General features: G+C 67.9%; 26 protein-coding genes and 1 riboswitch. Of the genes, 10 read left to right on the forward strand and 16 right to left on the reverse strand.

Annotated elements, in window-relative coordinates; translation table 11 throughout:
• The first annotated feature begins 27 nt into the window (after positions 1-27).
• The gene (locus AB0M15_RS07320) at positions 28-699 is read left to right on the forward strand and encodes an RDD family protein (protein ID WP_363814931.1); all 672 of its coding nucleotides are present in this window, start codon (positions 28-30) and stop codon (positions 697-699) included.
• Here AB0M15_RS07320 and AB0M15_RS07325 read toward each other — a convergent pair.
• From AB0M15_RS07325 to thiC, 3 genes are all read right to left on the reverse strand, one after another.
• Positions 696-1,250, reverse strand: coding sequence for a hypothetical protein (locus AB0M15_RS07325; RefSeq protein WP_363814933.1), 555 nt, complete (start codon positions 1,248-1,250; stop codon positions 696-698). The genes AB0M15_RS07320 and AB0M15_RS07325 overlap by 4 nt on opposite strands.
• On the reverse strand, positions 1,247-1,846 hold the full coding sequence (locus AB0M15_RS07330; RefSeq protein WP_363814935.1) for a transposase: 600 nt from the start codon (positions 1,844-1,846) through the stop codon (positions 1,247-1,249). Before AB0M15_RS07330 ends, AB0M15_RS07325 begins: the two co-directional genes overlap by 4 nt.
• A 248-nt stretch (positions 1,847-2,094) precedes the next feature.
• Entirely contained in the window at positions 2,095-3,720 is a 1,626-nt protein-coding gene (gene thiC / locus AB0M15_RS07335; RefSeq protein WP_363814937.1) for a phosphomethylpyrimidine synthase ThiC, read from the reverse strand.
• Positions 3,710-3,835, reverse strand: a riboswitch (TPP riboswitch). It overlaps the preceding gene by 11 nt.
• An 81-nt stretch (positions 3,836-3,916) precedes the next feature.
• On the opposite strand from thiC, the gene AB0M15_RS07340 reads away from it, so the two are divergent.
• The gene (locus tag AB0M15_RS07340; RefSeq protein ID WP_363814939.1) at positions 3,917-4,666 is read left to right on the forward strand and encodes a lysophospholipid acyltransferase family protein; all 750 of its coding nucleotides are present in this window, start codon (positions 3,917-3,919) and stop codon (positions 4,664-4,666) included.
• A gap of 146 nt (positions 4,667-4,812) precedes the next feature.
• Positions 4,813-5,349, forward strand: a complete 537-nt coding sequence (locus tag AB0M15_RS07345) for a hypothetical protein (protein WP_363814941.1) — start codon at positions 4,813-4,815, stop codon at positions 5,347-5,349.
• A 1-nt stretch (position 5,350) separates the two neighbouring features.
• Here AB0M15_RS07345 and AB0M15_RS07350 read toward each other — a convergent pair whose 3' ends face one another.
• The 9 genes from AB0M15_RS07350 to AB0M15_RS07390 form a co-directional block, all read right to left on the reverse strand.
• Positions 5,351-5,584 carry a hypothetical protein gene (locus AB0M15_RS07350; protein WP_363814943.1) on the reverse strand — a complete coding sequence of 78 codons (234 nt, stop codon included), beginning with the start codon at positions 5,582-5,584 and terminating at the stop codon, positions 5,351-5,353.
• 10 nt (positions 5,585-5,594) lie between these two features.
• Entirely contained in the window at positions 5,595-6,734 is a 1,140-nt protein-coding gene (locus AB0M15_RS07355; protein ID WP_363814945.1) for an inorganic phosphate transporter, read from the reverse strand.
• Between the two features lie 90 nt (positions 6,735-6,824).
• Positions 6,825-7,823 carry an inorganic phosphate transporter gene (locus AB0M15_RS07360; protein ID WP_363814947.1) on the reverse strand — a complete coding sequence of 333 codons (999 nt, stop codon included), beginning with the start codon at positions 7,821-7,823 and terminating at the stop codon, positions 6,825-6,827.
• 2 nt (positions 7,824-7,825) lie between these two features.
• Positions 7,826-8,458: a DUF47 family protein gene (locus AB0M15_RS07365; protein WP_363814949.1), complete on the reverse strand. Its 633-nt coding sequence runs from the start codon at positions 8,456-8,458 to the stop codon at positions 7,826-7,828.
• A gap of 138 nt (positions 8,459-8,596) precedes the next feature.
• Positions 8,597-8,902 carry a DUF202 domain-containing protein gene (locus tag AB0M15_RS07370; protein WP_363814951.1) on the reverse strand — a complete coding sequence of 102 codons (306 nt, stop codon included), beginning with the start codon at positions 8,900-8,902 and terminating at the stop codon, positions 8,597-8,599.
• Between the two features lie 10 nt (positions 8,903-8,912).
• Positions 8,913-9,251, reverse strand: coding sequence for a DUF202 domain-containing protein (locus AB0M15_RS07375; protein ID WP_363814953.1), 339 nt, complete (start codon positions 9,249-9,251; stop codon positions 8,913-8,915).
• Positions 9,251-10,498: a glycoside hydrolase family 3 N-terminal domain-containing protein gene (locus AB0M15_RS07380; RefSeq protein ID WP_363814955.1), complete on the reverse strand. Its 1,248-nt coding sequence runs from the start codon at positions 10,496-10,498 to the stop codon at positions 9,251-9,253. The genes AB0M15_RS07375 and AB0M15_RS07380 overlap by 1 nt, the downstream gene beginning before the upstream one ends.
• Before the next feature lie 23 nt (positions 10,499-10,521).
• Positions 10,522-11,028: a MarR family transcriptional regulator gene (locus AB0M15_RS07385; protein ID WP_363814957.1), complete on the reverse strand. Its 507-nt coding sequence runs from the start codon at positions 11,026-11,028 to the stop codon at positions 10,522-10,524.
• A complete protein-coding gene (locus AB0M15_RS07390; RefSeq protein ID WP_363814959.1) occupies positions 11,003-11,929 on the reverse strand; it encodes a DMT family transporter in 927 nt (308 codons plus the stop codon). Before AB0M15_RS07390 ends, AB0M15_RS07385 begins: the two co-directional genes overlap by 26 nt.
• Before the next feature lie 37 nt (positions 11,930-11,966).
• On the opposite strand from AB0M15_RS07390, the gene AB0M15_RS07395 reads away from it, so the two are divergent.
• Positions 11,967-12,575: a helix-turn-helix domain-containing protein gene (locus AB0M15_RS07395; protein WP_363814961.1), complete on the forward strand. Its 609-nt coding sequence runs from the start codon at positions 11,967-11,969 to the stop codon at positions 12,573-12,575.
• On the opposite strand, the gene AB0M15_RS07400 is transcribed toward AB0M15_RS07395, so the two are convergent.
• Both AB0M15_RS07400 and AB0M15_RS07405 read right to left on the reverse strand, forming a co-directional pair.
• Positions 12,572-13,228 carry a potassium channel family protein gene (locus tag AB0M15_RS07400; RefSeq protein WP_363814963.1) on the reverse strand — a complete coding sequence of 219 codons (657 nt, stop codon included), beginning with the start codon at positions 13,226-13,228 and terminating at the stop codon, positions 12,572-12,574. The genes AB0M15_RS07395 and AB0M15_RS07400 overlap by 4 nt on opposite strands.
• Positions 13,225-13,800: an acyl-CoA thioesterase gene (locus AB0M15_RS07405; RefSeq protein ID WP_363814965.1), complete on the reverse strand. Its 576-nt coding sequence runs from the start codon at positions 13,798-13,800 to the stop codon at positions 13,225-13,227. The genes AB0M15_RS07400 and AB0M15_RS07405 overlap by 4 nt, the downstream gene beginning before the upstream one ends.
• Positions 13,801-13,930: 130 nt before the next feature.
• Between AB0M15_RS07405 and AB0M15_RS07410 the strand changes: the two genes are divergently transcribed.
• The 3 genes from AB0M15_RS07410 to AB0M15_RS07420 all read left to right on the forward strand — a co-directional run bounded on the left by AB0M15_RS07410 (position 13,931) and on the right by AB0M15_RS07420 (position 16,663).
• Complete coding sequence (locus AB0M15_RS07410) at positions 13,931-14,890, forward strand: hypothetical protein (protein WP_363814967.1); 960 nt, start codon at positions 13,931-13,933, stop codon at positions 14,888-14,890.
• A gap of 52 nt (positions 14,891-14,942) precedes the next feature.
• Complete coding sequence (locus AB0M15_RS07415; RefSeq protein ID WP_363814969.1) at positions 14,943-16,352, forward strand: pyridoxal-dependent decarboxylase; 1,410 nt, start codon at positions 14,943-14,945, stop codon at positions 16,350-16,352.
• A 110-nt stretch (positions 16,353-16,462) separates the two neighbouring features.
• A complete protein-coding gene (locus tag AB0M15_RS07420; RefSeq protein ID WP_363814971.1) occupies positions 16,463-16,663 on the forward strand; it encodes a hypothetical protein in 201 nt (66 codons plus the stop codon).
• Positions 16,664-16,734: 71 nt separating this feature from the next.
• On the opposite strand, the gene AB0M15_RS07425 is transcribed toward AB0M15_RS07420, so the two are convergent.
• Positions 16,735-17,400, reverse strand: a complete 666-nt coding sequence (locus AB0M15_RS07425; protein ID WP_363814973.1) for a fasciclin domain-containing protein — start codon at positions 17,398-17,400, stop codon at positions 16,735-16,737.
• A 128-nt stretch (positions 17,401-17,528) separates the two neighbouring features.
• Positions 17,529-18,155 (reverse strand): flavin reductase family protein, encoded by a 627-nt coding sequence (locus AB0M15_RS07430; protein ID WP_363814975.1) that lies wholly within the window; start codon positions 18,153-18,155, stop codon positions 17,529-17,531.
• Between the two features lie 18 nt (positions 18,156-18,173).
• On the opposite strand from AB0M15_RS07430, the gene AB0M15_RS07435 reads away from it, so the two are divergent.
• The 3 genes from AB0M15_RS07435 to AB0M15_RS07445 all read left to right on the forward strand — a co-directional run bounded on the left by AB0M15_RS07435 (position 18,174) and on the right by AB0M15_RS07445 (position 20,941).
• Entirely contained in the window at positions 18,174-19,085 is a 912-nt protein-coding gene (locus AB0M15_RS07435) for an aminoglycoside phosphotransferase family protein (protein WP_363814977.1), read from the forward strand.
• Positions 19,086-19,150: 65 nt separating this feature from the next.
• The gene (gene mgrA, locus AB0M15_RS07440; RefSeq protein ID WP_343970058.1) at positions 19,151-20,185 is read left to right on the forward strand and encodes an L-glyceraldehyde 3-phosphate reductase; all 1,035 of its coding nucleotides are present in this window, start codon (positions 19,151-19,153) and stop codon (positions 20,183-20,185) included.
• 87 nt (positions 20,186-20,272) lie between these two features.
• Entirely contained in the window at positions 20,273-20,941 is a 669-nt protein-coding gene (locus AB0M15_RS07445) for a hypothetical protein (RefSeq protein WP_363814978.1), read from the forward strand.
• Positions 20,942-20,944 lie beyond the last annotated feature (3 nt).

The following is a 20,944-nucleotide window of genomic DNA, read 5'->3' on the forward strand; positions in this document are numbered from 1 at the left end:
GCCATCAAGGCTTTGAAGGGAAATTCAGTGACCACCCCTCCGAACGGTCCCGAGGACCAGCCGCAGTACGGGCAACCGCCGCAGTACGGGCAGCCCCCGCAGTACGGCCAGCCCGGCCAACCGCAGTACGGACAGCCGGGTCAGCCGCAGTACGGACAGCCTGGACCGCCGCAGTACGACCAGCCTCTGTACGGTCAGCCGCCGTACGGGCAGCAGGGCTTCGGCTACGGCGGCCCTGGTGGGCCCGAGCTGGCTGACTGGGGATCCCGGGTCGGCGCGTCGCTGCTGGATGGCCTGCTCTCCGGCATCCCGGCTCTGATCGCGTACGGCGTCTTCATCGCCAACGTGATCGCCAACTCCGACGGCGACAGCTACACGACCTCCAGCGACGAGGGACCGAGCGCGTTCGCCGTCATCGTGCTGATCATCGGTGTCCTGGCCAGCATCGGCCTGTGGGTGTGGAACAGGGTGATCCGGCAGGGCAAGACCGGCCAGAGCGTCGGCAAGAGCGTGCTGAAGATCAAGCTGGTCGACGCTACCTACTTCCAGCCGATCGGCGCCGGCAAGTCGCTGCTGCGCGACATCCTGCGCGGCATCTTCGACCAGGCCTGCCTGCTCAACTCCCTGTGGCCACTGTGGGACGACAAGAAGCAGACCTGGCATGACAAGGTGATGAGCACCTACGTCGTCAAGGTCTAACGAGATACCAGCAAGCCGGCGCAGGTGACGGCCCATAGCACACTGGTGAAGGTGCCGATGATGAATCGCTCCGCCACCGCTGTGGGCGTCACCGAAGCCGGCTGGTCCGGGCTACGCAGCTCCGGATACCGCGCGAGGCCCTTGATGGCCAGCACGATCGCGATGCCCTCGGGCCAGCCCGCCACGATCGAGCCGTAGATGGCGCCGCGCTCGAGGGCACCGATCAGCGCGCCGCCGCGGAGCACCTCGCCCGCCTGCTGGGTCGACTGCGACCTGGTGTTGCCGCGGTCGACCAGTGCCAGCACCGACGTCGTCAGCGGGCCGCCACCGGCTACTGCGAGGCCGCCGGAGACCATCAGGAGGATGTTCCACCAGGCCTCCCGCCAGCCCTGTACGCCGTGCCCCGCCAGCAGCAGGATGCCGGTCGCCGTCAGGCAGGCCAGCATCACGCCGCTGAGCACGATCTCCAGCGTGGCGCCCGACTTGGGCACCCACGCCAAGACGGCGAGCACCAGAGCCACCCCAGTCAGCACCAGTACCACTGCCGTCATGCAACCTCCCCTGCCTCGAGCAACTCTGCCGCAAGCACCCTTCCGCGCTGTTCCTCGGCGAAACCGGCCGCCTGCGCCCGCTGGGTGACAGCGGACTGGCTGATCCCCAGCTTGACGCCGATCTCCCGCCTGGTGAGGCCCTCGGCCAGCAGGTCGGCCACTGCCCACCCGCGCTCGCTCCTGCGACGCAGTACCGACGCCATCAGCCACATGACGCTCTCCACCTGCTCCGCCGCGTGCTCGTTCGCACCGACGACGTTGACGTGGTGCGGGCTCGACTTGGCCCGGTTGACCGCCTCGCGCGCGAAGACGAACGCCTCCCCGCTCCCCGCCCTGGTACTCCGGGGCAGTGGCTGGTCGACCGCGCCGACGCCGAGACCGATGTGCCAGGTGTCCGCGCGGAGCAGCTGCACGATGACGTCGACCGTGGCCCGGGCCTCGGAGAGAACGCCCTGGACCTCGTCGCCGGCCGTCCGCTCGAACTTGCGCAGCAGGCCGATCCGGCGCGGCCGCCGGTTCAGCGTATTCAGTAGCTCGGGTACGAGATCGCCGATGCTCCGGCTCCCTCGCTGATCTACCGTGAGAACGAAGACCACCGCCTTGTACCTCCTTCCCGACGCAGGATTAAGGCTACAGTCTTATTCACTCAGAGTGAAGGCAAAAACCTGAACCGGTTCGCCCGATCACCCACCGTGATCACCCCGGTGGCCACCGATCTCCCAATTCTCCGCTGAAATCAGCCGAGTCCGCGCCCCGACTCACCGCTACCCTCACACGGAGTCAGGATGTTTTCGGGAGGATCGGGCCGCGGACCGGCGAGTCTAGATTTGTCTCGAATGCAAGCTCAGTCGGTCAGTGGTAGGTAGAGCTTGGAGTCCTTGGCCTTGAAGGTTTCGGACATCTCCGCGAAGCCTGCCTCGATTGCTTCGGCGGAGTCGAGGCCGTGTTCTTCGGCGTACTTGCGGATGTCGGCGGTGATCCGCATCGAGCAGAACTTCGGGCCGCACATCGAGCAGAAGTGGGCCGTCTTGGCGGGCTCGGCCGGCAGTGTCTGGTCGTGGTACGAGCGGGCCGTGTCGGGGTCCAGCGACAGGTTGAACTGGTCCTCCCAGCGGAACTCGAACCGCGCCGTCGACAACGCGTCGTCCCAGTCCTGCGCGCCTGGGTGGCCCTTGGCCAGATCGGCTGCGTGGGCAGCGATCTTGTACGTGATCACGCCGGTCTTGACGTCGTCGCGGTCCGGCAGGCCGAGGTGCTCCTTGGGTGTGACGTAGCAGAGCATCGCCGTTCCCAGCCAGCCGATCTGGGCCGCGCCGATCGCGCTGGTGATGTGGTCGTAGGCCGGTGCGATATCGGTTGCCAACGGCCCCAAAGTGTAGAACGGCGCCTCGCCGCAGAGCTCCTCCTCAAGCCGGACGTTCTCCGCGATCTTGTGCATCGGCACGTGCCCCGGGCCTTCGATCATCACCTGGACGTCGTGCTCCCAGGCGATTTTCGTCAACTCACCAAGGGTTCTGAGCTCGGCGAACTGGGCCGCGTCGTTGGCGTCCGCGATACAGCCGGGACGCAGTCCGTCCCCGAGCGAGAAGGTCACGTCGTACGAACGCAAGATCTCGCACAGCTCGGCGAAATGCGTGTACAGGAAGGACTCCTGGTGATGCGCCAGGCACCAGGCCGCCATGATCGAGCCACCCCGCGAGACGATCCCGGTGATTCGCTGGGCCGTCAACGGCACGTACCGGAGTAGTACTCCGGCGTGCACCGTCATGTAGTCGACACCCTGCTCGCACTGCTCGATCACCGTGTCGCGGTAGACCTCCCAGTTCAGCTCGGTCGGATCGCCCTTCACCTTCTCCAGCGCCTGATAGAGCGGCACCGTGCCGATCGGGACCGGCGAGTTGCGCAGGATCCACTCGCGGGTCGCGTGGATGTTCTTGCCGGTGGACAGGTCCATCACCGTGTCCGCGCCCCAACGGGTGGCCCAGACCAGCTTCTCGACCTCCTCCTCGACCGAGCTGGAGACGGCCGAGTTGCCGATGTTCGCGTTCACCTTCACCAGGAACTTCTTCCCGATGATCATCGGCTCGGACTCCGGATGCTTGTGGTTCGCCGGAATCACCGCGCGCCCCCGCGCCACCTCGTCGCGCACGAACGAGGGATCAACACCTTCCCGTACTGCGATGTACCGCATCTCCTCGGTGATGACGCCGGCCCGGGCCTGCGCCAGCTGGGTCAACGGCTCACGGCCGGCGATCCAGTCCCGGCGTACCGGCGGAAGGCCCGCCTGGACGTCGATCTCGGCCTGCGCGTCGGTGTACGGCCCCGAGGTGTCGTACAGGTCGAAGTGCTCCCCGTTGGTGAGGTGCACCCGCCGCTGCGGAACCCTCAGCTCACCGGTGTAGATCTTCTCTGATCCAGAGATCGGCCCAGTAGTCACGCTGGGGCGGACAGAGTTGTCGATAGTTGTCACGATGCTGCTCCCTACGCCGGAATTACCCGGACAGGTTCGGCGGTCGGCGGCGCCGGGTTCCGAAACCCAGCCGCCCTCTCAGCCCGCTACAGCGCGAGCTCCCGCGGTATCAACTTGTCGTCGGCAACTCTAACCACTCATTGCGTACTGCGTACTGGATCCGCGCGCCGTTGACCGACCCGATAGCGTTCAGACCATGCGCGACATCCTCTACCCGCCGGTGATCGGCTTCGCCAAGACCGCCTTCAAGGTGCTCGACCTGGGCTTCACGATGGTCGGCACGGAGCACATCCCGCGCACCGGTGGTGCCGTGCTGGCGCTGAACCACATCAGCTACGTCGACTTCGTGATCGGCGGCTTCGGTGCGCAGCCGAGCAAGCGGCTGGTCCGGTTCATGGCCAAGGAGGTGCTGTTCCGCAACCGGTACTCCGGACCGCTGATGCGCGGCATGCACCACATCCCGGTCGATCGTGGCGCCGGCGCCGGCTCGTACCGGGAGGCGATCCGCTACCTCGGCGAGGGCGAGATCGTCGGCGTCTTCCCGGAGGCGACGATCAGCCGGTCGTTCGAGCTGAAGGAGTTCAAGTCGGGCGCGGTCCGGATGGCCGCCGAGGCCGGCGTACCGGTGATCCCGATGATCCTGTGGGGCACCCAGCGGATGATGACCAAGGACCATCCACGGGACTTCTCCCGGCACCAGCGGGTCTCCATCACCGTCGGCGAGCCGATGGCGGTCAGCAAGGACGAGGACGCCACCGAGGCCACCGCCCGGCTGCGGACGACGATGGCCGGGATGCTCGACCGCACCATCAAGGCGTCCCCCGACAAGCCGGCCGGCGCCTGGTGGCTGCCCGCGTCGTACGGCGGCGGCGCGCCGACCCCCGAGGAGGCCGACCGGCTCGACGCCGAGGAGCTCCGCGAGCGGGCGGCTCGCCGCCGCAAGTAGCAGTCCCCACCGGTTTGAGTTATGAGGGCAATCGGTATCCGGACGAGGGGTTGACCGAGGCGCTGGCCAGGGGTACCAAGAACCTTTGTATGTCGAAAGCTGGACCTGGGGGGTCCGCCGGCGGTGATCGGGCTGGGCGGGGGGAAATGACGATCTTGTACGGATCAGACGAGGAGCTGCACCTCTTCGAGCCGGGGAAGCTGAGCATCCCGGGCAATGTGGCCGAGGAGATCCCGGATGTCGGGGTCTACTTCTTGTACTGGGCGACGCAGAACCTGCGCCCGGAGCAGGCCAGGGAGATCGAGTCGGCGGTGAACGGCCGGCGCTGCCAGAACGGCTGGTTCCCGCTGGAGAGCCTGAACGGCTTCGGCCGCCGGGGCTCCTGGCGCGGTCCGCTGACCTATCTGGCGCAGATGACCGCGAAGGACTCGGCGATCGTGAAGGCCTGGGCGACGATCAACATGGCGCCCGACGACGGCAAGGCGCGGATCGAGGCGACGGCCGAGAAGCTGCTGTACCAGCAGGGCCACGCCGCGGCGGCCACCTGGGTGATGGCGGTACGCCCGCAAGCGTTCCTGAGCCTCACCCTGCTCGGCGACTCGCTGTACAACAACTGGGAGAGCGCGGTCGCCTCGCTCCGCCCCAAGGACGTAGCGAGGTCGGTCCGCCGCTGGAACCGGTGAGTCAGTGGAATTGCGGGATGATCAGGTAGAGGCCGTAGAAGACCGCTGCTAGGCAGGCGAGGAAGCAGAAGCCGGCCACCGCGGTGTCCACCGGCGGCGGGTTCTTCTTCGCCTCGACCGCGACCGCGCGCCGCGACAGCGCGTTGATTCCGACGGCGAACAGCACCGCGATACCGACCCCGAAGATCAGGCTCGCGATCGCGACCTGGCCGAGTGCGCTCCAGTCGATGTGCATCAGATCCTCCTCAGGCAGCCGGGACGGCGGGCGCCGCGGTGGTGGTGGTACCCGGGTACTCGTTGACGTTGCCGGCCGTGACCGGCTTGCGGCGGGATGCCAGGTAGATGAAGCCACCGGCGGCGGCTGCGGCGATCGCGATGATCGTCACCCCGATGTTGCCGGAGTTGGCGACCCGGCCGGCCAGAGCGCCGACGATCGCGGCGGCCGGCAGGGTGAACAGCCAGGCCAGCGCCATCCGGCCGGCGACCGTCCAGCGGACCTCCGCCAGTCGCTTGCCGAGACCGGCGCCGAGGATGCTGCCGGAGCAGACCTGGGTCGTCGACAGCGGGAAGCCCAGGTGCGAGGAGGCGAGCAGTACGGCGGTGGAGCTGGTCTCGGCCGCGAAGCCCTGCGGCGACTCGATCTCGGTCAGGCCCTTGCCCATCGTCCGGATGATCCGCCAGCCGCCGAGGTACGTACCGGCTGCGATCGCCAGGCCGGCCGCGAAGATCACCCAGAGCGGGGGCCGGGAGCCCGACGCCAGGCTGCCCGAGGTGATCAGCACGAGCGTGATGATGCCCATCGTCTTCTGGGCGTCACCGGTACCGTGCGCCAGCGAGACGAGCGAGGCGGAGGCGATCTGGCCGACCCGGAACCCGTCGTCGACGTTCTTCTTCCGGGCCCGCCGGGTGATCGTGTAGACGAGGTAGGTGCCGAGCAGGGCCACCACACCGGCCACGATCGGGGCGGCGACGGCCGGGATGATGATCTTCTGGACGACGGTGCCGAAGTGGACCGCGCTGCTGCCGGCCGCGATCCAGGTGGCGCCGATCAGGCCGCCGAACAGTGCGTGGGACGAGGAGCTCGGCAATCCGACGTACCAGGTGAGCAGGTTCCACAGGATCGCTCCGACCAGACCGCCGAAGATGATGGGGACCGTCACCTTCGCGTCGTCGACGAGCCCGCTGGAGATCGTCTTTGCGACCTCGGTGGAGACGAACGCGCCGACCAGGTTCAGCACTGCGGACAAGCCGACGGCGACCTTGGGTTTCAGCGCGCCGGTGGCGATCGACGTCGCCATCGCATTGGCGGTGTCGTGGAAGCCGTTGGTGAAGTCGAAGACCAAGGCGGTGACGATCACCACGATGACGAGGAACGAAAGGTCCATCACGATCACATCCCGGGAGAGGGCGGCGTCAGGAGCGCTCTCACGCTAAGCGCGCAGGGTGAAATCGCGGTGAACTGCTCGAAGAATGAACTACTCCAGGATGAGGTGCGCCAGGTAGTAGACGGCAGCGGCGACGACGCCGGCGGCCGGGATGGTGAGCACCCAGGCGACGATGATGCCCTTGGCGACGCCCCAGCGGACGGCGGACAGGCGCTTGGTGGCGCCGGCGCCCATCACCGCCGAGGTGATCGTGTGGGTGGTCGAGACCGGTGCGTGCAGGCCGATCGCCATCACGTAGAGAACGGTCGCGGCGACCGCCTCGGAGGCGAAGCCGCGGGCCGGATCGAGGTGGATGATCCGGCGGCCGAGCGTCCGCATGATCCGCCAGCCACCGGAGTAGGTGCCCAGCGAGATCGCGGTCGCGGCCGAGATCTTCACCCAGGTCGGGATGCCCTCGTTCTTGTCCACGTGCCCGGTGGTGAGCAGGGCCAGGAAGATCACGCCCATCGTCTTCTGGGCGTCCTGCAGACCGTGGCCGAGCGCCATCCCGGCCGCCGACAGCGACTGGGCCAGCCGGAACCCGCGGGTGGTCTTGCCCGGGTTGCTGCGCCGGAAGATCCACAGGATCGCGGTCATCAGCAGGAACGCGCCGACGAAGCCGATGGCCGGTGACAGCACCATCGGGATGACGACCTTGTCGACGATGCCGGACCACAGCACCACGCTGGTCGAGGCCAGCCCGGCGCCGACCAGGCCGCCGATCAGGGCGTGCGACGAGGAGCTGGGCAGCCCGAAGTACCAGGTGATCAGGTTCCAGGTGATGGCGCCGACGAGGGCGGCGATCACGATCACCAGGCCGTGTCGCCCCGACGGCAGGGTGATGATGCCCTTGCCGACGGTGTCGGCCACCTCGGTGCCGAGGAAGGCACCGACGAAGTTGAAGAAGGCCGCCATCACCAGCGCCACCCGCGGCGTCAGCGCCCGGGTCGAGACCGAGGTCGCGATCGCGTTGGCGGCGTCGTGGAAGCCGTTGGTGTAGTCGAAGGCGAGCGCGATCACGACGACCGCGATGACGAGCGTGAGCTCCACGCTCAGCTCTCCTTGACGGCGATCTGTTCGACCGTGTTGGCGACGTGCTCGAAGGCGTCGATCGCGGCCTCCAGCAGGTCGACCACGGTCTTCAGCTTCATCACCGTCAGCGCGTCGAACTCGCCGCTGAACAGTTTGGCCACGATCCGCCGGTGGACCGCGTCGCCGGTGTTCTCCAGCCGGTTGATCTCGATCCAGTACTCGGCCAGGTCCTTCATCGTGCGCAGCCGCGGCATCGCCTCCGCGGTCAGCGTCGCCATCCGCTGCAGTACCTCGATCTGCTCGGCCGCCTCGGCCGGCAGCTTGTCGAGGTTGAACAGGTGGATGGTGTCGACCGCCTCCTCCATGTAGTCCATGACGTCGTCGAGGTCGGAGGCCAGCCGGTAGATGTCCTCGCGGTCGAACGGGGTGACGAAGGTGGAGTTGACGCGGCGGATGATCGAGTGGGTGGTCTCGTCCGCGGCGTGCTCGGCATCCTTCATCTGGGCGGCGATCTGGTGGCTCGCGGACAGGCCGGCTCCGGCCGTGCTGCCGAGCAGCTCGGCGAGGATGCGCGACCCGTCGACCAGATGGTTGGCGGATTCGGTGAAAAGGTCGTAGAACGTCGGGTCGTTCGGACGCAGACGTAACGGCACTTCAAGCTCCGGGTGAACGAGGGACAAACCTTGAACATGCTAGGGGCAACGGACTGCTGACGGAGCATCCGCCTGGTCAACGTATCGCGAGATGATGAACACGTAGACTCAATGCAGCCGGAAAGTGACCGGGAAACTTCAGCGTGTCACCACGGCATAGAGGTCGAACACGCCGACGACGAGGACCAGACCGGCCGCCAGCCGCAGTACCCGCTCGGATCCGAGGGCGGGGTGTTCGGCGCCCCGACGGTAGACCGCGGTGACGGCGGCCCAGCAGGACAAGGCGAGAACGGTCACCACGATGCCGAGGCCGAGCCGGACATCCGACGTACCGTGGCCGGATGCAAGGAGCAGGACGCCGTTGGCGACCAGGCCGAGCGACGTGCGGCGCCAGGCGAGCAGCGTGCGCTCGGGTTGGAGACCTGGATCACGGGGTGTGCTCATCGCGGTGTGTTCATCGCCACAGGCTGAACAGCAGGCCGATCAGGCCGACGGTGGCGATCGTTGCCCCGAGCATCAAAGGCAGCCGGGTGACCGGGAGCGGTCCGCCGGTGCGCATGGCCGCCAGGTTGGTCTGCCAGCGACGGAAGGCCAGGGCGGTGGTGGTGATGCCCGCGACGACCAGTACCACGCCGATGACGCGCGCCGGCCAGCGGTCGGGGCCGAGGTCCAGGAACTGTACGGCGGACAGGCCACCCGCGTAGCAGGCCAGCGCTGTCCGCAGGTACGCCAGATAGGTCCGCTCGTTGGCGAGTGTGAACCGGTAGTCGGGCTCCTGGGTCGGGTCGCTCATCAGCAGCTCAGCAGGCCACGGTTCTGCTTGAGGGCGAGCACCCGGCGGACGCTGCTCTGGAGGGCTGCCGCGAACGTCTTGTCCTGCTGGGCCTTCGTGACCAGTGCGTTGACCATGGTCGAGGTGAGCGAGGCCTTGGCAATGATCACGACGTCGCCACCGGCCGCGACGAAGCGGGTCGCCCGCTGGCCGGCCGGGACCGACGCGACCTCTGCTGCCGCTCCGACGTCATCGGTGATCACGACTCCGGCGTACCCGAGGTCGCCGCGCAGCATGCCGCCGATGACGGTGGGTGAGAACACAGCGCGGTTCTTCGGGTCGATCTTGGTGTAGGTGACGGTGGAGACCATCACCAGGTCCGAGCCGGCCTGGATGCCCGCGGCGAACGTCGACAGGTAGTCGCCGTCGCGGGTGGTGACTGTGTCGACCACCCCGGAGGAGAAGTCGGTGTTGCCCTTGACCCGGCCGAGGCCCGGGAAGTGCTTCACCGAGGTCATCACCCCGGCCTGCTCCATCCCCTTGACGAAGGCGGCGACGTGCGGACCGACCTGGCCGGGCGTGTTGCCGTAGCCACGATCCAGTGCCCCGATGGGAGCGTTCTTGTCCCCCAGCGACGCCGGTACTACGTCCGCGACCGGCGCGAGGTCCATGTTGACGCCGGCTTGCTTGAGCTGGGCACCCCAAGACTTGGCGCGGGCAGTGAGCTTGTCGTCGGACCAGGTGCCTTGCACCGTCGCGGCGGGGATGCGGTCGAAGCCGGAGCCCTTGAGGCGCTGGATCTTGCCGCCTTCCTGGTCCGCGGCGATGAACGGCCGGATGCCCTTCACTGTGGCCGTCGTGGTGACGGTGGCCATCGCAGTACGGGTGTGAGAGGCGCTGGCGCCGGCACCCATCAGGAGGAGGCCGCCGGGCTTCTGCGCCTTCGCGATGGATCGCTCTGCCGACGTCATGCCCTTGGAGCTGATGCCGGTCATGATCAGCTGGGCCGCCTGCTCGCGCAGGGTCAGCTGCTGGAGCTTCTGGTCCACACAGCCGTCGGCGGGCGGCGTGCTCGGAGTGCTGGGGGTTTGCGAGGGCGTCTGCGTCGGGGTCTGCGTGGGCGTCTCGGTCGGCGGCGGGGTCTGCCGGGTGATCGAGGAGGAGGGCGCAGTACTAGGTCCCGCAGTGGGGGTGTCCGAGTCGCTGCAGCCGGCGAGCAGAGTCGCCGCGGCCGCTACTGCCAGTACCCGGCGTCCGGTGGTGTTCATCACGGCCATTCTGGCCCATGGGGTTACTGGGCCGGCGTACCGGAGGCCTTTGGTTCCCAGAAGGCGCTGTCGTAGGTACCACCGGAGTGCCGGGCCAGGGCCGCGCAGATGTCGCGCAGCTGGTCGACCTGCTCAGCGGTGAGCGCATCGAAGACCGCCTGCCGGACAGTCTCCACGTGGCCTGGCGCAGTGTCCTTGAGCTTCTGGCGGCCGTCCTCGGTGATGATCGCGACCTGACCGCGCCGGTCGGACTCGACCCCCTCGCGCCGGACCCAGCCGACCTTCTCGAGCCGGTTCACCGCGTGCGACAGGCGACTGCGCGAGCCGAGCGTGGACAAAGCGAGCTCACTCATCCGCAGCCGGCCGTTGTCCGCTTCGGCGAGCCGGACCAGGATCTCGAAGTACGTGTGCGGCATCCCCGCATCGCGCTGCAGTTGCTGCTCGATCCGGCCGTTCACCACGCGCTGGGCCGCGATGAACGCTCGCCAGGCCCGCTGCTCTTGGTCATCCAGCCACCGTGGTTCCGCCATTGTCGCAGCGTAACGAGATCCGGGTCTTCCTGCCGCCTGGGCGAGCCGTGATGAGCAGAACAGCGACTGCGCAAAGCAGCATTCCGCCGACGGCGAGGGCGCCGATCGTCTCGCCGAACAGCAGGAAGGCGAAGAACATCGTCGTCGGTGGCACCAGATAGAGGAGGCTGCTGATCCTGGTCGCACCGGACAAGCGCAGGTTGACGAGGTACAGGCCCCAGCCGCCACCGGTGGCCAATACGACCAGCCACAGCACGGCTCCGTAGAACTGCAGGTCGTGCGGGACGGTCAGCTGTCCGGTACCCGCGGTCACGACGACGAAGAAGACGCAGGAGACCAGGCTCTGCAGGCAGAGCGCGTCCAGGAGGTTTGTCGTCGGCTTGCGGTGTCGCTCCCAGACTGTGCCGACCACCAAGCCGAGCAGGCCGCCGACTGGGAGTAGGAACGTCAAAGCTGGGATGGCGGTTGCGCCGAGGTCGTCGGCGACGACGAAAGCGACTCCCGCCAGACCTAGGAGCAGGCCGATCCATTGCTGCGGGCTGACTCGCTCGCCTAGCAGCGGTCCTGCGACTGTGGCGATCAGGATCGGCTGTAGCGAGCCGATGAGCGCAGTGACGCCTGCGGAGATGCCGTGGTCGATACCGGTGAAGATCAGGCCTAGGTAGACGCACTGGGTGAGGAACGCCATCACCGCGTGGGTGATGAGGTCGCTGCGGGTCAGGTGCGGGCGGCGCTTGAGCAGCACTGCGGCAGCGAGGGCGCCGGCGACCAGGTAGCGCCAGGCGAGGAGATCGAAGGCAGAGGCGTACTCCGTGCCCCAGCGCGCGCCGATGAAGCCGCAGCTCCAGAACACGACGAAGCCTGCGCCGGCCAGCACGGGGAGTGCGCGTGGGGTGATCATGGTCCTAAGTAACCACACCGGTCGGTATACTGTCAGTATGGTCGGACTGCTGACAGACCGCGGTGAGCTTGAGGCGGAGCGGCTGACGCCTGCGGGTGAGCGCATCCTCCGGGCCGCCTCAACGCTCTTCTACGAGCGCGGGATCCGTACGGTCGGGGTGGACGCCATCGCGGACGCTGCCGAGGTGACCAAGAAGACGCTGTACGACCGGTTCGGGTCGAAGGACCGGCTGATCGCGGCGTACCTGGAGCAGCGGAACCGGGTCTGGCACGCGTTCCTCGACGACCAACTGGCGACGCTTCGGCCTCAGACCCCAGCTGAAGTGATCCTCGCGTTGTTCGCAGCGCTCACGGACTGGATGGCCGAGTCACGGCGCGGTTGTGGGTTCATCAACGCGAGCGTGGAACTGGCCGCGCCCGACCACCCGGCGATGCCGGTGATCGTGGCGCAGAAGCAGTGGATGCGGGCCGAGTTCATGGCCCAGGCTGCCCTGGGCGGTTTCTCGGACGTCGAGGAACTGGCGGACCGGTTGCTGTTGCTGCACGAGGGCGCGTTGGTGTGCTTCCGGGTGGCAGCGATGGAGCACGCGCCAGAGGTTGCGCATCGTGCCGCCTCGGATCTGCTGGCGGGCTGGCCGCGCGACTAGGTGCGCTTGGCGACCGTCAGGCCGACGAGCCTCGATACGACCATGGCGACGTAGCCGAGGCCGGCCAGTTGTTCGATCATCACGACCGAGCGGCCCCACGAGCTGATCGGCACGATGTCGCTGAGGCCGGTACTGGACAGCGTGGTGAAGCTGAGGAACAGCAACTCCATCCAGGTGCGGTCCTGACTCGCGTTGACCGCCGCGGTGAAGCTGCCGGGGACCAGTGCCTGGACGAAGACGTACAGGTAGGCGAAGCCCCAGGCGACCAAGGTGAAAGTCGCACCCGTGGCCCAGAGCTCATCGGCGCTGACGTCATGGTCGGACAGCATGTAGCGGAGCAGGCTGTAGGCGGCATAGAAGTAGAAGAGCGCATGCAGTGGGTTGGAGATCAGGACGATCGTCTCTGTCGAGTGGAACGCGTCGATCAGCGACAGGACCACCGCGGGGATGCCGAGGCAGACGCTGATCCAGGTGAGGCCGGGAGTCGAACGGACCGAGAAGACCGCCAGCGTCAGGACGACGATGCCGAGGATCTCGAACGCGACGCGGCCGCCGCGCGAGCCCTCCATCGCCGGATAGACCAGGACACCGAGCAACTGGACGACCAGCAGGATGGCCGATGGGTGACGCCTTGCGCTGCCGACCAGATTCATTCGGTCGCCTCTTGTGCTGCTTCGGTTGCTTCGCGGGAGGCGATGATCGCCTGGCGGCGCGCGAGGCGGTGGCTGCGGCGGATCTCGGCCTCCCGCATCCGGCGGTGGTCCTCGTCGGTCTCGGGCACCACCCGCGGTACCGGGCGGGGCTTGCCTTGCTCGTCGACCGCCACGAACACCAGGTACGCCGTCGCGACGTGCACCTGCGGGCCGACCGCATCCCAGCGGTCGGCGGTGACGCGCACGCCGATCTCCATCGAGCTGCGACCCGTCCAGTTCACCTGGGCCGTCAGGTGGACGACGTCGCCGACCCGGACCGGAACCACGAAGACCATCTCGTCCATCGATGCGGTCACCGCGGCACCGCCCGAGTGCCGGGCGGCGACGACACCGGCGACCGAGTCGACCAGCGTCATCACCACGCCACCGTGCACGGTGCCGAGCAGATTCGTCTCGTTCTGGGCGGTGATGTGCGACAGCGAGATGCGGGTGGCCGAGGCGGAGCGGCTCGTCACCTCCTGGCGCGCGACACCCTCGGCCGGAGTGCGGTCTGCGCTGGGGGTGCCGGACATGGGTCGCTCCTCGGTGTTCGGTCGATCGATGGCTGACGCAGGATAACGCCCGGTTGTCCACAGGCTCCGAAGACGCGGGCCGACGGCGGGGCCTTCACCCGTACTTTCTCTGACGAAGGAGGTGGACAGCATGATCATTCACGACGACTCCACCGAACGGGCCTCAGGCAACCTTTCCGATCCGGCCCTCCCGCCGTTGTCTCCGGCGGAGGCCGCACACCTGGTGCGCCTCAGCCTCGAAGCCGCCTCGGCCGTCGGCCTGACCGGTGGGTACGACGGCCGTGGCGCACTCACTTTGCAGCTGGCGCCCCTCGGCGCCGGACCACCGGGGACGACGCCGCCGGTCGGACAGCTCGAGGCCGGGCTGACCAATCTGGCCCGGATCGTCGCCGACGAACGACCGGACTACTGGCCGCGCCTGGTGGGTGAGCATTTCGAGCGCCTGGCCGACCTCCTGCGCCGCGGCCCCGCGCCCAGACCTACCGATCCGCAGACCCAGCTCGTCCAGCGCCTGGCCGCGAAGGAGTCGCTGGATCCACGATTGGCCGATGGTGCGCCGGAGTTCGTGCCCGGCCTGCTGTCGCTGCCCGCGATGAGCTCCACCGGCGCGATCACGATGTATCTCGCCCCGGAGCTCGATCTCGGCCTGAGCTGGGCCGAGGCGGAGTCGTACGGTCTGCGGAACCTACGCGCCCTGACCGACAGCGTGAGCTACGCGGAGTACCAGGGCACGCAGGTCGCGATGATCGGCGGCAGCAGCTTCGCCGCATCCCGGGCACTCGTGCTCGACACCGTCCTGCGCGAGTCCCTCCACGTGGAGAACCCGCCGTACGGCGTACTGGTGGCGATGCCGGCCCGCGACCTGCTGCTCGTCCACGTGATCGCCGACCTCTCCGTGCTGCCCGCGCTCGGCATGATGCTGAACCTGGCCGGCCGCTCATACGCCACCGATCCCGGCCCACTTAGTCCGCGGGTCTACCTGGCTACCACGGACGGCTGGCACCCGGCGACACGAACCGACGAGGACGCAGGCCCCGGGCTATCACCACGCTTCCTCGCGCTCCTACACAAACTCGACCAGGCGTCCTGACGAGATGCGTGGGTCGCGTGGGCCGCGTGAATGGCATGGCACAGTCGATTTCATGGGAGATCAAACGCCAAACGAGTCTGAGACCGAGCTGCGGGAGTCTGGGGCCGGGCTGGGGGGATTGTTCGGGTGGGCGGCGGCGCGGGCTGCGGAGTACCGGGGGTCGCTGGGTGAGCGGGCGGTTGGTGCGGCGAAGAGCTTCGCCGAGGTTAGGGAGGATTTCCGGCGGCCGCTTGGGGAGAAGGGGCGACCGGCGAGTGAGGTGATCGACGAGCTCGTCAGGCTTGCTGAGGGTGGACTCGTGGCGAGCGCCGGACCGCGGTACTTCGGGTTCGTCGTGGGCGGTGCGTTGCCCGCGGCGAGTGCTGCCGACATCCTGGCGGTCGGCTGGGACCAGAACGGGTGGAACAGCGTGCTCTCTCCGACAGCCGCGGCTGCGGAGGATGCAGCCGGTGAATGGCTCAAGGACCTGCTCGGCATTCCGGCGACGGCGTCGGCCGGCTTCGTCACCGGCGCTCAAGCGGCCAATACCGTCGGGCTGACGGCGGCCCGGCATCACGTCCTGAAGAACGTGGGCTGGGACGTGGAGAAGGACGGCTTGGCCGGTGCACCGCGGGTCCGCATCCTGGCCGGCGACGAACGGCACGCCACGATCGATCGGTCGTTGCGGTTGCTCGGGTTCGGCTCGGACGCGCTGGAACTCGTTCGCAGCAAGGCGAACGGGGAGATCGACCTCGACGACCTGCGGACCCGGCTGACCGGTCACGAAGGCCCGCTGATCGTCTGTCTCCAAGCAGGCAACGTGAACACCGGCGCTTCAGACTCCCTCGGCGAAGCCTGCGAGCTTGTCCACGAGTACGGCGGATGGGTGCATGTGGACGGCGCCTTCGGCCTCTGGGCGGCAGCAAGCCCGACCCACCGGCATCAAGTGGCCGGCCTCGAGCTCGCCGACTCCTGGGGCTGCGACGGCCACAAATGGCTCAATCTCCCCTACGACAGCGGCTTCGTCTTCTCCGCCCATCCCGAATCCCACGCCGCCGCCCTCGGCTACACGGCGTCCTACCTGGTCCCCTCCGGCGACCCCGAGCCCGGCGACTACGTCCCCGAGTCGTCCCGCCGAGCCCGCGGCCTCGCAGTCTGGGCCGGCCTCCAAGAACTAGGCCGCGAAGGCGTGACCCACCTCGTCGACCACTGTTGCTCCCTCGCCAATTCCCTTGCCGGCCAACTGTCTTCGGCAGGCTACGAAATCGGCAACGACGTCGTCCTCAACCAGATCCTCGTCTCCTTCGGCACCGACACCGAAACCGACCGAGTCATCACCGCCCTGCAATCCACCGGCACCGCCTGGGCAGGCGGCACCACCTGGCACAACAAGCGCTACATGCGGATCTCAATCTCCAACCACCAAACCAGCACCGCCGACCTCACCCAGACCGTCGACGCCCTGAAGCAGATCACCCAGTAGCCATTCCACCGCGAGACCACACCGCGACTCCCCTGTCCGCTCCTCTCACCACCAGGAGTGGGGCCAGGCGACACCTTCGTGCAGGACGACTCGCCTTCACCATCCGGGCGATGCTCCAGCTGACCAGGCTCTCGCTCGAATCGATCCGTGATGCGAACGCACTGAGCCTGGCTGTCTTCGGCGCGGTGCTGTCGTTGCTGCTGATCTTCGTTCCACTGTCGGCAGGCCTGTTCGGCGCGCTGCGTGCCGCCTACCGCACGCTCATCCCGATGATCCGGCGCCGCCCGGTCGCCGTGCAGGCCGGGACGTGAGGACTGAGCGGTGCCCCGGCAGATCGGGCACCGCTCAGTCGGTCGGAGAGTTAGTTGCCTAGGGCTACTGATCAGGCCGCCGGGGGCATCAGGACGGTGTCGATCAGGTAGACGGTGGCGTTGGCGGTCTTGACGCCACCGCAGATGACCTTGGCGTTGTTGACCATCAGGTTGTTGCCCGAGCCGGTGACGGTGACGGAGCCCTTCTCGACGGTGGTCTGCTTGCCGACGACCGCGGCGGGGTCGAGCTGGCCGGCCACGACGTGGTAGGTCAGGATCTTGCTCAGCAGCGCGCTGTCGGTCTTGAGGGTGTTGATCGTGGCCGCGGGGATCTTCGCGAAGGCGGTGTCGACCGGGGCAAAGACGGTGAACTCGCCGCCATTGAGGGTGGAGACCAGGTCGACCTTCGGGTTCAGCTTGCCCGATACGGCGGCGACCAGGGTCTTGAGCAGCGGGTTGCCGGAGGCGGCGGTGGCGACCGGTGCGGCGGCCATACCGTCAACCGAACCTGCACCGGTCGGGTTCGCCTTGGCGTAGTCGGCGCAGCCGGGGCCGACGAGGCCCGCGGCGTTGTCGACCGACGGCATCGCCGACGGGGTGTCGACCGAGGTGGAGGTCGAGGTGCTGGTCGACGGGCTGCCGCTCGACTTGTCGTCGTTGCTGCCACAGGCAACCGTTGCGAAGAGCAACGAAACGGCGGAGGCGGCCAGGGCGACACGCTTGATGGTGTGAGACATGACGATCTCTTTCTGGTGGGGGGACACACGCCGCTGGGTCGCGACTGACATCAGTGCTTCGGTCCCGTCCACACCCCGGATGGGTGGAGATCCAAAGAACTTTTCCGGCCCGGAATCCCCCTGCCTCGTCAGGCGTTGCGCGGACCTGCATAGTCGCCCGGCCAGTCGGCGTAGCGGATCCGGCTGATGTCCCGGATCTCGCCGAGGGTCGACCACTCGTTGCGGCCCAGGCGGGCCAGCGGTTGGAGCTTGGTGATCTCGGGGTGGTTGCCGTCCATCACGGACTCGTCGATGCTGATCCGGCGGACGCGGCCGATGACCACGGTCGAGTCGCCCAGCTCGACGGTGGTGTGCAGGGTGCATTCGATCGCCACCGGCGACTCGGCCACCCGCGGTACAGCGATCGTTGTACTCGGCTCGACGTGCAGGCCGACGGCGGCGAACTCGTCGATCTCCGGCGGGAAGTTCGTCGCGGTCGCGTTGACCTGCTCGAACAACGGCTCGGCGGCGAAGTTGACCACGAACTCGCGGGTCGCCTCGACGTTGTTGAGGCTGTCCTTGCGCCCGACCGAGGTGAACTGCACCATCGGCGGCCGCACGCACGAGACGGTGAAGAACGAGTGCGGCGCCAGGTTGAGCACGCCCTCGGCCGACCGGGACGAGACCCACGCGATCGGCCGCGGCACCACGACCGCGTTCAGCACGGCGTAGAAGTCCCTGCTGCTGATGGTCTCCGGATCCAGGTCTCTCCGCACAGCTGCCAGTATTCCCTGATGACATCACACCCAGAACTCGAGCCGCTCGCGGCCAGGTTCGGCGTACCGGGCGACGCCGTTCACGAAGTACCGGGTGGTGTCGCCAACCGCGCCTACACGCTGGGCGACGACCTCTTCCTCCGGATCCCCCGCAGTGCGGCCTTCGAGCAGGACCTGCGCAAGGAGTCCACCGTCATCCCCGCGGCCATCGCGGCTGGTGTCCACACGCCCGCGATCGTCGAGTTCGACGCGAGCCGCACGCTCATCGACCAGCCGTACATGGTCCTCGAAAGAATCCATGGCACCGACTTGGTCGACGGCGAGAACCCGCCGCAGGAGTTCTGGCGAGAGGCCGGCGCCCAGCTCGCCCTGCTCCACCAAGCGGAACGGCCGGAGGGAGCGCCGGAGGACGACGGTGGTGGAGATCCTCGCCCGACGGTGGACTCCCTGGCGGCCCAGGGCTATCTCGACGGCGGGATCGCGACCTGGCTTCTCAGCACCTTCGATCACCTCGCCACTCTGATCCCGGAGCAGAAGCCGGTACTGCTGCACGGCGATCTGGCGCAGCAGAACCTGATGACGCACGACGGCCGGCTGCGGGCGATCATCGACTGGGGTGACGCCGCCTGGGGACCGCCGGGGATGGAGTTCGCCAAGCTCACCCTGGAGCAGGTCGCTGCGACCCTGCCGGGCTATCGCGCAGGAGGCGGGCCCGGCAGCGCCGGCCGGGCTGGCCAGGCGGAGGGGCTTGAGGCTTCTGCGCTGTGGTTTCACCTGAGTTGGGGGATCAGCGGGCTCCCGAAACCACCGCAGCCGGGGCAGCGGCACTGGACTGCTCCGCCGGCCAGTCGGCTACTCGGTGTGCTGCGGTTCTACGCCTCGTCACCGCCCGCGCCCTGGCCGGGATTGATCAAGAAGACGCAGCACTGACACTCACAAGCCACGGAAAACAAGGGTTCGCGGACTTGTCACGACATGGGGCAGACTGAGGAACTGTGACTGACTACGTAGCCGCTCCGGACCGGTACGACGACCAGATGACCTATCGGCGCAGTGGCCGCAGCGGACTGCAGCTGCCGGCGATCTCGCTGGGCCTGTGGCACAACTTCGGTGGTGACAAGCCGCTCGACACCCAGCGCGACATCCTGCGCCGGGCGTTCGACCTCGGCGTCACCCACTTCGACCTGGCGAACAACTACGGCCCGCCGTACGGCTCGGCCGAGACCAACTTCGGCGGCCACTTCGCCCGCGACTTCAAGCCGTACCGCGACGAGCTGCTGATCTCCACCAAGGCGGGCTACGACATGTGGCCGGGCCCGTACGGTCAGGGCGGCGGCACCCGCAAGTACCTGCTCGCCTCGCTCGACCAGTCGCTGGACCGGATGGGTCTGGACTACGTCGACATCTTCTACTCGCACCGGTTCGACCCGGACACCCCGCTGGAGGAGACGATGGGCGCGCTCGACAGCGCCGTCCGCTCCGGCAAGGCGCTGTACGCCGGCATCTCGTCGTACTCCGCGGAGAAGACCCGCCAGGCAGCCGCGATCCTGGCGGACCTCGGTACGCCGCTGCTCATCCACCAGCCGTCGTACTCGATGCTGAACCGCTGGATCGAGGAGGACCTGCTCGACACCGTCGGTGAACTCGGCGTCGGCGTGATCGCCTTCTCGCCGTTGGCGCAGGGGATCCTCACCGACCGCTACCTGGACGGCATCCCGGAGGGCTCCCGCGCCTCCCGGGGCACCTCGCTGGGCACCGACCAGCTCACCGAGGAGACGCTCGGCCACGTCCGCGCGCTGAACGAGATCGCCAAGCAGCGCGGCCAGTCGGTCGCCCAGCTGGCGCTCGCCTGGACCCTGCGCGACGACCGGGTCACCAGCGCGCTGATCGGCGCCTCCAGCGTCGCCCAGCTGGAGAACAACCTGGCCGCGGTCGGCAACCTCAAGTTCAGCCAGGACGAGCTCGACGCGATCGACGCCGACGCGGTCGAGGCCGGCATCAATTTGTGGAAGAAGAGCTCAGAGGCCTGACAGCTCGGTTACGGACGGTGTCGGCCTGGTTGCGCCGGCACCGTCTTGGGCACAAAGTGGTGAGTACCCCCCAGGAGGTGGTTCTCGATGACCGCTTCGACCCTCGAACTGGCCCTCATCTACGAGCACGAGAAGATCCGCGAGCTGGCCGCTCCGGCGCATGAGCCGGCCGCCGCGCGTCCCGACCGCCGGCACGAGACCGACTGGTTCTACGCCATCGCGGCCCAGCACCTGGCTGCCGCGGAGGACGTCCTGCTCCCGCACGTCCGCCGGCTCCCGGACGGCCGCAGCCTGGTCAACAGGTACGTCGGGAACGCCCGGCAGCTGGAGAGATCGCTGCGCTTCCTCAAAGCCCGCCAGTACGGCGACAGCCGGGTGCAGCATCTGAGCCCGGATGAGGTCTGGCAGGAGATCGACCGGCTGCTCAACGAGCACGAGTGGCTCGAAGGGCAGTACAGCCGGATGATCGGGGAGGAACTCGACAGCCAAGGCGTGAGCGCGCTGACCGACGAGTTGCTGACCGCCGAGGAGACCGCGCCGACCCGCGCGCACCCGTTCACGCCACACACCGGTACTGCGGGACGCCTGGCCCACCGTATGTGGCGGCTGGCCGACAACGCCTGGGACTCCGCCGAGGGACGGGTGGTGCCGACGAAGTACCACGCCCACCCGAAACGCGACTCGGCCCTGTCCCACTACCTCCGCGGCACCCCGATTCCACCCTCACCTGAACCACCGCCGGTCCCGCCTCACTGAAGA

Origin of the sequence: Kribbella sp. NPDC051718, assembly GCF_040681515.1 — a bacterium.
Taxonomy (GTDB): domain Bacteria; phylum Actinomycetota; class Actinomycetes; order Propionibacteriales; family Kribbellaceae; genus Kribbella.